The sequence below is a fragment of the uncultured Aquincola sp. genome (assembly GCF_964001545.1).
Classification (GTDB): Bacteria; Pseudomonadota; Gammaproteobacteria; order Burkholderiales; family Burkholderiaceae_C; genus Aquincola.
Genome location: NZ_CAXFDV010000763.1, coordinates 1 through 10,156 on the forward strand (window position 1 = coordinate 1; position 10,156 = coordinate 10,156).

Annotated in this window: 13 protein-coding genes and 1 pseudogene; 13 read left to right on the plus strand and 1 reads right to left on the minus strand. The window is 70.5% G+C overall.

Going from position 1 to position 10,156, the window contains the following annotated elements; genetic code table 11:
• Positions 1-227: 227 nt before the first annotated feature.
• The 7 genes from ABNT58_RS26690 to ABNT58_RS26720 are packed head-to-tail and all read left to right on the plus strand — an operon-like array spanning position 228 to position 3,610.
• Positions 228-503 carry a DUF2164 domain-containing protein gene (locus tag ABNT58_RS26690; protein ID WP_348756406.1) on the plus strand — a complete coding sequence of 92 codons (276 nt, stop codon included), beginning with the start codon at positions 228-230 and terminating at the stop codon, positions 501-503.
• Positions 504-541: 38 nt separating this feature from the next.
• Positions 542-1,429, plus strand: a complete 888-nt coding sequence (locus tag ABNT58_RS26695) for an AraC family transcriptional regulator (RefSeq protein ID WP_348756407.1) — start codon at positions 542-544, stop codon at positions 1,427-1,429.
• A gap of 31 nt (positions 1,430-1,460) precedes the next feature.
• Positions 1,461-1,886 (plus strand): cupin domain-containing protein, encoded by a 426-nt coding sequence (locus ABNT58_RS26700; protein ID WP_348756408.1) that lies wholly within the window; start codon positions 1,461-1,463, stop codon positions 1,884-1,886.
• Between the two features lie 48 nt (positions 1,887-1,934).
• Positions 1,935-2,255: a hypothetical protein gene (locus ABNT58_RS26705; protein ID WP_348756409.1), complete on the plus strand. Its 321-nt coding sequence runs from the start codon at positions 1,935-1,937 to the stop codon at positions 2,253-2,255.
• A gap of 25 nt (positions 2,256-2,280) precedes the next feature.
• Positions 2,281-2,706, plus strand: coding sequence for a VOC family protein (locus ABNT58_RS26710; RefSeq protein ID WP_348756410.1), 426 nt, complete (start codon positions 2,281-2,283; stop codon positions 2,704-2,706).
• Between the two features lie 15 nt (positions 2,707-2,721).
• Positions 2,722-3,111 (plus strand): DUF488 family protein, encoded by a 390-nt coding sequence (locus ABNT58_RS26715; RefSeq protein WP_348756411.1) that lies wholly within the window; start codon positions 2,722-2,724, stop codon positions 3,109-3,111.
• 43 nt (positions 3,112-3,154) lie between these two features.
• Positions 3,155-3,610, plus strand: coding sequence for a DUF4124 domain-containing protein (locus ABNT58_RS26720; RefSeq protein ID WP_348756412.1), 456 nt, complete (start codon positions 3,155-3,157; stop codon positions 3,608-3,610).
• Between the two features lie 70 nt (positions 3,611-3,680).
• On the opposite strand, the gene fliE is transcribed toward ABNT58_RS26720, so the two are convergent.
• Positions 3,681-4,007: a flagellar hook-basal body complex protein FliE gene (gene fliE / locus ABNT58_RS26725; RefSeq protein ID WP_348756413.1), complete on the minus strand. Its 327-nt coding sequence runs from the start codon at positions 4,005-4,007 to the stop codon at positions 3,681-3,683.
• Between the two features lie 176 nt (positions 4,008-4,183).
• Here fliE and fliF point away from each other — a divergent pair, with 176 nt between their 5' ends.
• From fliF to ABNT58_RS26755, 6 genes and pseudogenes are all read left to right on the plus strand, one after another.
• Complete coding sequence (gene fliF / locus ABNT58_RS26730; protein WP_348756414.1) at positions 4,184-5,899, plus strand: flagellar basal-body MS-ring/collar protein FliF; 1,716 nt, start codon at positions 4,184-4,186, stop codon at positions 5,897-5,899.
• A gap of 27 nt (positions 5,900-5,926) precedes the next feature.
• Entirely contained in the window at positions 5,927-6,931 is a 1,005-nt protein-coding gene (gene fliG / locus ABNT58_RS26735) for a flagellar motor switch protein FliG (RefSeq protein WP_348756415.1), read from the plus strand.
• Positions 6,915-7,688, plus strand: a complete 774-nt coding sequence (locus tag ABNT58_RS26740; RefSeq protein ID WP_348756416.1) for a flagellar assembly protein FliH — start codon at positions 6,915-6,917, stop codon at positions 7,686-7,688. Before fliG ends, ABNT58_RS26740 begins: the two co-directional genes overlap by 17 nt.
• The gene (gene fliI, locus ABNT58_RS26745) at positions 7,685-9,091 is read left to right on the plus strand and encodes a flagellar protein export ATPase FliI (protein WP_348756417.1); all 1,407 of its coding nucleotides are present in this window, start codon (positions 7,685-7,687) and stop codon (positions 9,089-9,091) included. Before ABNT58_RS26740 ends, fliI begins: the two co-directional genes overlap by 4 nt.
• Before the next feature lie 6 nt (positions 9,092-9,097).
• Positions 9,098-9,550 carry a flagellar export protein FliJ gene (gene fliJ / locus ABNT58_RS26750; RefSeq protein WP_348756418.1) on the plus strand — a complete coding sequence of 151 codons (453 nt, stop codon included), beginning with the start codon at positions 9,098-9,100 and terminating at the stop codon, positions 9,548-9,550.
• Between the two features lie 51 nt (positions 9,551-9,601).
• Positions 9,602-10,156, plus strand: a pseudogene (locus ABNT58_RS26755) (hypothetical protein); the annotation flags it as partial.

A 10,156-nucleotide genomic window follows, 5' to 3' on the forward strand; every position in this document is an offset into this window, starting at 1 on the left:
CGTTGTCCAGCTGCATCTGCTGGGCTTCCATGCCGGTCTTGGCGATCCACAGGGATCGGATCATGCGGGGCTCCCGAAGTCTCGGCGCCATCTTCCGACGGACTTGAGGGGGGAGACGGGGGGAAAAGAGGGGGGCAAAGGGGGTTGTTTCGGGCTGGGGCCAAGGCGGGCGGGTGGGCCGGCGGCGCCGCCTACCATGGCGGCCATACAGCAAAAAGGGCTGCACCATGGCGATCGAGCTGAGCAAGGAAGCACGGCAGCAAGCAATCGCCTCCATCGAGCGCTACTTCCGCGAGAACATGGACGAGCCCATCGGCAACGTCGCTGCCGGCGGGCTGCTGGGTTTCTTCCTGGAAGAGATCGGCCCCGCGATCTACAACCAGGCGGTGATGGACGTGCAGGAGCGCATGCAGATGCGCGTGGCCGAGCTGGACATCGAGGTGCACGAGGACGAATTCGGGTATTGGCGGAAGTACGACGGGGCTGCGAAGAAGCGGCGGTGAGGGCAGCGCCGCCGGGCACGTTCCTTACCATGCAAGGCATGAGCCGTACTCCTGCATCAGCAGCGCCCGCAGCGTCCGACTGGGTGCGGCGGGCCGAGCTGTCGGAAGGCATGGAACGCATCGAGGCGCGCTTCCAAGGGCAGGCCTATGCCCTGCACCGCCATGACCGCTATGCCATCGGCAGCACGCTGGCGGGTGTGCAGCGCTTCAACTACCGGCGCAGCCAACGCGACAGTCTGCCCGGCCACAGCCTGGTGCTGCACCCGGATGAGCCGCATGACGGCCAGGCCGGCACCGACGAAGGTTTCCACTACCGCATGGTCTACATCGAGCCGGCGCTGATCCAGGCGGCGCTGGGCGGCCGGCCGCTGCCTTTCGTCGAGGGCGGCGTCAGCACCGATGCGCGGCTGTCCGCTGCAGTGATCGCGCTGCTGGCGGCACCGGACCTGGCCCGCGAGCCGCTGGCGCAGGGCGACGCCATTGCCGGGCTGGCGCAGGCACTGGCCGCGGTGTCGGGCGCCGCCGCGGCCCCGCCGCGGGCCGACTTCCTGGCCGCGCGCCGTGCCCGCGAGTACCTGGATGCGCACCGGGCCGACGTGGTGGCGCTGGCTGCGCTGGAAGCCGCCACGGGGCGCGACCGCTGGAGCCTTTCACACGACTTCCGGACCTTCTACGGCACCAGCCCCTACCGTTACCAGACGATGCGGCGGCTGGACCAGGTGCGTCGACTGCTGCTGGCAGGCAGCCCGCTGGGCGATGCAGCGGCCGCGGCCGGCTTTGCCGACCAAAGCCACATGACGCGGCACTTCGGCAAGGCCTTCGGGCTCACGCCCGGGCGGTGGCTGCGCATCACCACCGGCTTGCCCGTGGTACGCGAGGTGGACACGGCCACGAACGTTCAAGACTTCGCGTCAGGCGCTGCGTAGCCTCGGGGCTTTCGTTGAATGGAGCCCGCCCATGACTACCCGCACCGCCACCCCCCAGGCCCCTGCCGACCGCGGCCAAAGCCAGGCCCTCGACCTGCTCGGCAAGATCGACCTCATCGACGGCCACTGGCAACCGCGTGTCGTGGCCGAAATGAATGACTACCAGTTCAAGGTGGTGAAGGTGCAAGGCGCCTTCGACTGGCACCGGCATGCACACACCGACGAGACCTTCGTGGTGCTGCAAGGCGAGTTGCGCATCCTGCTGCGCGGCACGGCCGCCGGTGACAGCACCATCGTGCTGCGCGCCGGGCAGATGGCGGTGGTGCCCCGGGGCGTCGAGCACAAGCCCTGCGCCGACCAGGAGACCCGACTGCTGCTGATCGAGCCGCGCGGCGTGGTCAACACCGGCGACGGTGCACGCGGCGAGCGCACCGTCGACAACGACCAGTGGGTCTGACACTCCTGCTGCGCTATCGTTTGCGCAGATCCATCACCAGGAGCCCCCATGGGCCAAGCCCGCCTGCGCGGCACCCACGAACAACGCAAGGCCGCTGCCGTCGACCGGCAGCTGGCGCTGCGGCCGAAGTACATCACCTGCAACAACTGCCAGGCGCAGCTGACCGAGATGAGCCCGATGGACATCGCCGGGCTCGACGGCATCGATGCGGCGTTCACCGCGCACTGTCCGGCCTGCGGCCACGACACCTATGCGCTCAAGGGCCACCCCGAGGCGGTGGCGCGGCTGCACATCGCCATCGAGGACAACGTGGGCAGCGCCAGCAAGGCCGGCGTGGCACCGCCGGCCAACCGGGCCGATCCGGCCTGACCAACCCGGCTCCAGCCCGCACGCCATGAGCGAACCCACCCCGCTGCCGCTGCTGCGCATCCTCCACGCGGCCATCATCTGCGCCGACTACGCCCGTTCGAAGCACTTCTACACCCAGGTGCTGGGCCTGGCCGTGGTGGCCGAGCATTACCGCGAGGCGCGCCGCTCCTGGAAGCTGGACCTGGCGCTGCCCGACGGCTCGCAGGTGGAGCTGTTCTCCTTTCCCGGCGCGCCGCCCCGCCCCTCGTACCCCGAGGCACAGGGCCTGCGGCACCTGGCCTTCGAGGTGGACGACGTCGTCCGCTGCAAGTCGCAGCTCGAAGCCCACGGTGTGGCCGTGGAAGACGTGCGCGTGGACGAGTACACCGGCCGCCGCTTCGTCTTCTTCGCCGATCCCGATGGATTGCCGCTGGAGCTGTACGAGGCCTGCCCCGCCGTACCGGCCGCCTGAGAACCGAGGCCCGCCATGCCCGTGCACATCGTCCGCCTCGGCACGCCGCGCCTGCCCGGCGAGGGCACGCGCATCGGCACCGTGCGCCGCCCGCCGCGGGGCGTGCTGAAAGCCGAATTCGCCAGCGGCAACTGGTACGACGTCTGGTTCCCGACGCTGGCGCCCAGCGCCGAGGCGGTCAAGCGCGCGCTGGCGGCCACCACCGATGCCGAATGGGCGGCCTTCACCCGCGCCTACCGCGCCGAGATGGCCCAGCCGGAAGCCCGGCACGCGCTGTCGCTGCTGGCCACCATGTCGCACGGCGCGAACTTCTCGGTCGGCTGCTACTGCGAGAACGAAGCCCGCTGCCACCGATCGCTGCTGCGGCTACTGCTGCAGGAAGCGGGCGCACAGCTGGCCGATTGACGGGAGGTAGGTGATGCCAAGGATCCACCTTTGCGCCGCAATCTTGTTCGGCCTTCTGTCGGCCACGCCGATGGCGGGCTGGGGCCAGAAGCTGCCGCCGGCCTCGCGAACCGTCTACAAGTGTGAGCAGCAAGGCCGCGTCGTGTACTCCGACACCCCTTGCCTGGGCGCACAGAAGCTGGACATCGAGCCCACGCGGGGCCTCGACGCGAGCAGCGGCCGGGCCAGGACCGGTGCTGACGTGCAGCGCGAGAAACAACGCGAGCTGGTGGCCGAAGCGGTACGGCCGTTGTCCGGCATGAACTCGCGCGAGTTCGACCGCGCCGCGCGCCGCACGCAGCTTCCGGCCGCTTCACAACGGGCCTGCGGTGCACTCGACGAGTCGATCCCCAGACTGGAAAGGCGCGAGCAGCAGGCGGCCGAGGGGCCGTCACGTCAGGCGGTGCAGCGGGAACTGCTGACTGCACGCGCCGCCTTCCGCCACCACCGGTGCGACTAAGGGCGCGGTGGGCCGACCCTGTGCAGACCGGCCCGATGTCAGCGCCGTTGCACTGCCGGATGGGCCCGCGTCACACCGACATGTTCATGATCTCGGAGTAAGCCTGCACCAGCCGGCCGCGCACCGTCAGCGCGGCCTGGAAGCCGATCTGCGACTTCTGCATGGCCACCATGGTCTGCTCCAGGCTCACCGTGGGGTTGTCCAGCTGCACTTCGCGCTGCAGGCGCTGCGCTTCCTGCTGCTGGGCGCTCACGGCCTTGAGGGCGCGGGTCATCTCGGTCTGGAAGCTGCCGCCGTTGTCGGCCACCTTGGGCGCACGCAACGGCTGGCCGTCGGTGCGCAGGCCGGCGCGGGCGGTGGCCTGTGCAAAGTCGAAGGGCTTGAGCTTGAGTTCCATGGGCGGTGTCTCGGGCGGCGTTCCTGGCGGGCCTGGGGGGACCTTGCCATGGCAGCGAATGTAGGTTCGCCGGCCGCGCCACGATGGTGCGAACTGACGCCGGTTTGCTGGACTGTTCCTCCTATAGCCGGGCGGGGTGGCGCCGAACAATGGCGCCACGCTCGAACCGCCCTTGCATGGACACCGCCCTCGCCCCTCTGCCCGACCAGGCCCTGACCCCCGCCACCCCCGATGGCGGCCCCGTGCCCGTGGCTGTGCCCACCACCACGCTGGGCCGGCTGGCGGCCATGCCCACCAAGTCGAAGGTGATGCTGGGCGCCGCCGCGGCGGGCCTGGTGGCCGTGCTGGTGGCCCTGCTGCTGTGGAACAAGCCCGACGACTACAAGGTGCTGTTCGCCAACCTGAGCGAAAAGGACGGCGGCGCCGTGGTGGCGCAGCTGGCGCAGATGAACGTGCCCTACCGCTACACCGAAGGCGGCAACGCCATCCTGGTGCCGGCCGACAAGGTGCACGACATCCGCCTGAAGCTGGCCACCGCCGGCCTGCCCAAGGGCTCGGTGGTGGGCTTCGAGCTGATGGACAACGCCCGCTTCGGGCAGACGCAGTTCCAGGAACGCCTGACCTTCCAGCGGGGCCTGGAAGGTGAACTCACGCGCTCCATCCTGGCGCTGGGCTCGGTGGAAAACGCCCGCGTGCACCTGGCGCTGCCCAACCAGAACGGCTTTTTCCGCGAGCAGCAAAAACCTTCGGCTTCCATCCTGCTGACGCTGCACCCCGGCCGCACGCTCGACCGTTCGCAGATCGCGGGCATCGTGCACCTGGTGTCGTCGTCGGTGCCCGAGCTGAGCCCCAAGGCCGTGAGCGTGCTGGACCAGACCGGCGCGCTGCTGTCCGACGCGCCTGACGGCAGCGGCCAGAGCCTGGACGAGCAGCAGCTCAAGCGCATCCAGCAGATCGAGGCGATCTACCTGAAGCGCGTGACCGACATCCTGGAGCCGGTGGTGGGCCGCGACAACCTGCGCGCCAACGTCACGGCCGAGTTGGACTTCTCGCAAAGCGAATCCACCTCCGAGCAGTTCCGCCCCAACCAGGGCGCCGATGCGCCGGCCGCCGTGCGCAGCCAGCAAAGCCTGGAATCGAACGCCGGCACGCCGGCCATGCCCAGCGGCGTGCCGGGCGCGGCCACCAACCAGCCGCCGGTGCCGGCCACGGCCCCGATCAACGGTGCCTCGCAGCCGATGCAGGGGGCGCAGGCGGGCGCCAGCGCCGGCAGCCAGCTGCGGCGCGAGAACGTCACCAACTACGAGGTGGACAAGACCGTGCGCGTGACCCGCGGCGCCACCGGCACCATCAAGCGGCTGACGGCGGCGGTGGTGGTCAACCACCGCAGCGGCACCGACCCCAAGGGCAAGCCCACCTCGGTGCCGCTGTCGCAGGAAGAACTCGACAAGCTCACGCAGCTGGTGCAAGAGAGCATCGGCTTCAACAAGGAGCGGGGCGACTCGGTCAAGCTGATCAACGCGCCCTTCCGCGTGGAGCCGCCCAAGGAAGAAGAAGACCTGCCGCTGTGGAAGCAGCAGGAAGTGCGCGACCTGATGAAGACCGCTTCGGTGCCGCTGTCGCTGGCCCTGGTGGCGCTGATCATCGTCTTCGGCCTGGTGCGCCCGGCGCTCAAGGCGGCCCGCCCGCCCGAGCCCGAGCCGGAAGAAGCGACCGCGCAGCTCGACGCCGTGGCCGACGACCCGCTGGCCCTGCCGGGCAGCGAGGAGCTGGTGGCCCTGGAAGCGCCCAAGTCGATCGAGAAGCTGGAACAGGCCCGCCAGCTGGCGCGCGAGAACCCGCTGGTGGTGGCCAACATCGTGCGCAGCTGGATGAGCGGCGAAGCCGCCTGACCGGTGGCAACAAAGGACTAGCCAGACATGGCCAAGGAAGAAGACACCGGCGCCGAAGATGCGGCCATCCTCCTGATGTCGTTGGGCGAGGAGGAAGCGGCCGAGGTGTTCAAGCACCTGGCGCCCAAGGAAGTGCAGAAGCTGGGCGAGACCATCGCCAAGATGAAGACGGTGCCGCGCAACCGGCTGGAGGCCGTGCTCACCCGCTTCACCGACAACGCCAGCAACGAACAGATGCTGGTGCCCGACAACGACGAGTACGTGAAGGCGGTGCTGCGCAAGGCGCTGGGCGAAGACCGCGCCAATCTGCTGATCGACCGCATCCTGCAGGGCGGCGACACCAGCGGCATCGAGAGCCTGAAGTGGATGGACGCGCTGAGCGTGGCCGAACTGCTGCGCAACGAGCACCCGCAGATCGTGGCCGCCATCCTGGTGCACCTGGACTTCGACCAGGCCAGCTCGGTGCTCAAGTGCTTCACCGAACGCCAGCGCAACGAGGTGATGATCCGCATCGCCACGCTGGACGGCATCCAGCCTTCGGCGATGAAGGACCTGAACGACGTGATGGGCAAGGTGCTGGCCGGCGGCGAACGCACACGCAAGGCCAACCTGGGCGGCATCAAGGCCGCGGCCGAGATCATCAACATGATGGGCTCGGCGGTGGAGACCTCGGCGCTGGACTACATCCGCGAAGCGGACAACGACCTGGCGCAGAAGATCATGGACAACATGTTCACCTTCGACGACCTGGCCAAGGTGGACGACAAGGGCATACAGACCGTGCTCAAGGAAGTGCAGAGCGAATCGCTGGTCATCGCGCTCAAGGGCGCCTCGGCCGAGCTGCGGGACAAGATCTTCCGCAACATGTCCAGCCGCGCCGCCGAGACGCTGCGCGAAGACCTGGAAGGCCGCGGCCCGGTTCGCCTGTCGGAAGTGGAGGCCGAGCAGAAGGAGATGTTGAAGGTCGTCCGCCGCCTGGCCGACGAAGGCCAGATCGTGCTGGGAGGCGCAGGCGATGACGACTTCGTCTAAGGACGACGCGCCCAAGCCGCCGGCCGGGGGCAACCGGCCCGCTTCCAGCTACGCACGCTTCATCCCGCGGGAAGAGCTGCAGGGCTTTGCCGCCTGGCGGCCCGACAGCTTCGGCAGCGCCTTCGACGAGATTCCGGCCAGCCTGCGGCGCGCGCCCGAGCCGCCGCCGGCACCGCCGCCGCCCGAGCCCGTGCCCGAGCCGCCGCCGCCCGCCGGCCCCACGATGGCAGAGCTGCAGGCCGCCGCGGCCGAAGCACGCCAGGGTGGTTATCAAGACGGCTACCGCGACGGCCTGGTGGCGCTGGAAGGCTTCAAGCAGAGCTTTGCGCAGCAGATGTCGGCCCAGGTGGGCCAGCTGGTGAACGCCTTCCAGGCGCAGCTGGACGCGCTGGAACAGCAGCTGGCCGCCACCGTGGCCGCCACCGCCACCCAGCTGGCGCGCCAGGTGGTGCGGGCCGAGGTCACGGCCCGGCCCGAGCTGGTGGCCCGCGTGGCCGAAGAGGCGGTGAACGCGGTGCTGCTGTCGGCCCGCCACATCCGCGTGTTCGTCAACCCCGACGACCTGCCCATGGTGGCCAGCGGCGCGGCCGAGGCGCTGGAAGCGCGTGGCGCGCGGCTGATGCCTTCTTCGCAGGTGCTGCGCGGCGGCTGCCTGATCGAGTCCGACGTCGGCCGCATCGACGCCCGCATCGACAGCCGCTGGACCCAGGCCGCCGCGGTGCTGGGCCAGGAAGTGCCTTACGAGGGCGAAGCATGAGCGCGGTGCTTTCCCACGGCGCCGAGAAGTGGCAACGCTTCCAGGCCGACCTGCAGGCCTTTGCCGCCGCGCCGCTGCCGCTGGAAAGCGAAGGCGTGCTGGTGCGCGTGACCGGCCTGGTGCTGGAAGCGGCCGGCGTGCGCGCACCGGTGGGTTCAGTGTGTGAAGTGCGCATGGACGGCCAGCCCCCGGTGCTGGCCGAGGTGGTGGGCTTCAATGGCGACCGTGCGTTTTTGATGCCCACCGGCGAGCTGCATGGCCTGGCCAGCGGCGCCCGCGTGGTGCAGCGCGCCGCCCCGCGCGTGCCACCCCGCCTGGGCGTGGAAAACCGCCCCTGGCGCCGCAGCGAGGACCGCGGCCTGCACCTGCCCATGGGCGACGGCCTGCTGGGCCGCGTGGTGGATTCACACGGCCACCCGATGGACCGCCACGGCCCGCTGCAAGGCGTGGACACCGAACCCCTGGTGCGCCGCCCCATCAATGCGATGGACCGCGACCCGGTGCGCCAGCCGCTGGACACCGGCGTGCGTGCCATCAACGCCATGCTCACCGTGGGCCGTGGCCAGCGCATCGGCCTGTTTGCCGGCACAGGCGTGGGCAAGTCGGTGCTGCTGGGCATGATGGCCCGCTACACCCAGGCCGACGTGATCGTGGTGGGCCTGATCGGCGAGCGGGGCCGTGAAGTCAAGGAGTTCATCGAGGACATCCTGGGCGAAGAAGGCATCCGCCGTTCGGTGGTGGTGGCCGCGCCGGCCGATGCGCCGCCGCTGGTGCGCATGCAGGGCGCCAGCTATGCCACCGCGATTGCCGAGCACTTCCGCGACCGCGGCCAGCATGTGCTGCTGCTGATGGACAGCCTGACCCGCTATGCGATGGCCCAGCGCGAGATTGCCCTGGCCATCGGCGAGCCGCCGGCCACCAAGGGCTACCCGCCCAGCTGCTTTGCCAAGCTGCCACAGCTGGTGGAGCGGTCGGGCAATGGCCTGAACGGCGTGGGCAGCATCACCGCCTTCTACACCGTGCTGAGCGAAGGCGACGACCAGCAGGACCCGATCGCCGATGCGGCGCGCGGCATCCTGGACGGGCACATCGTGCTCAGCCGCGAGCTGGCCGAAGCGGGCCACTACCCGGCCATCGACGTGGAGAAGTCCATCTCGCGGGTGATGACCTCGGTGGCCACGAAAGACCACATCGACGCCGCCCGCCGCGGCCGCCAGCTGCTGGCCAAGTACAACAAGGCACGCGACCTGATCCAGCTGGGCGCCTATGCCCCCGGCCACGACCATGAGCTGGACCTGGCGGTGCGCTGCCACCCGGCGCTGGTGTCGCTGCTGCAGCAGGGCATGCATGAACAAGCCACGCTGGAGGCCAGCCGCCGCCAGCTGGCGCAACTGGGCGCATGACGATAGATGGCTGACAACACCCAGGCCCTGGCCACGCTGCTGGAGCGCGAGACCACCGAGCGCGACAACCTGCTGACCGCGCTGCAGCAGGCGCAGGCCCGCGCCCAGGCCGCGCAGCAGCAGGCCGAGCAGCTGGTGGCCTACCGCGACGACTACCACCGCCGCTGGTCCAGCCAGTTCCGCACCGCCGGCACCATGGACATCGTGCGCTGCTATCAAGACTTTGCGCAGCGGCTGGAAGAAGCCATCGCCCAGCAGGCGCGCGTGGCCACCCATGCCGAAACGCAGGTGCAGCGCGCCCGTGAGGCGCTGACCGCGCAGGAGATCCGCGTGGCCTCGGTGCGCAAGCTGATCGAGCGCCGACAGGCCGAGGCGCTGCGCGCCGCCGAACGCCGCGACCAGAAGCAGACCGACGAAGCCGCCAGCCGCGCCGCCTGGCGGCCCGCCACCACGGCCTGAGCCGCCGCCACCGCCGCAGCCCCCCCGCCACCTGCCCGACAAGAGGTCCGAATGCTGAACAACGCCGTCTCGTCCAGCCCGCTGCCCAACCTGCAGGCGCCGCGTGCGCCGCAGCCGGCCAATGGTCAGACCGGCCAGGCCGGCGCCCCCACCGCCGCCGACGAAGCGCCCGACGCCTTTGCGCGCCAGCTGGCGCAGGCCCAGTCGGCCAAGGCCGCGGCTGCCAATGCCACCGCCGCCCGCGCCGCCCAGGCCGCGCGCGAGGCGCAGGACCGGCTGGCCCGCGAAGCCGCCGCCCCGCGCACGGCCGAAGGCAGCAAGCCGGCGGCCGAGGCCAGGCCGGCCGCCACCGAAGAGCCCGACGCCGAAGCCACCGAAGGCGCCCCCCGCAAGACCGGCACCGACACCGAGGCCGACCCCGCCGCCTGGCTGGCCAGCCTGCTGCCCGGCGGCGCCGAGCGCCTGGCCCGTGGCGGCCTGGCCAATGGCGGCGCCGACAACGGCGGCCCCGGCGGCCGCCGCAGCGCCGGCATCGGCACCGGCAAGGCCGCACCCGGCAGCGAGCTGGCCGGCCGCATCGACGGCGCCGACGCCGCGCAGACAGCC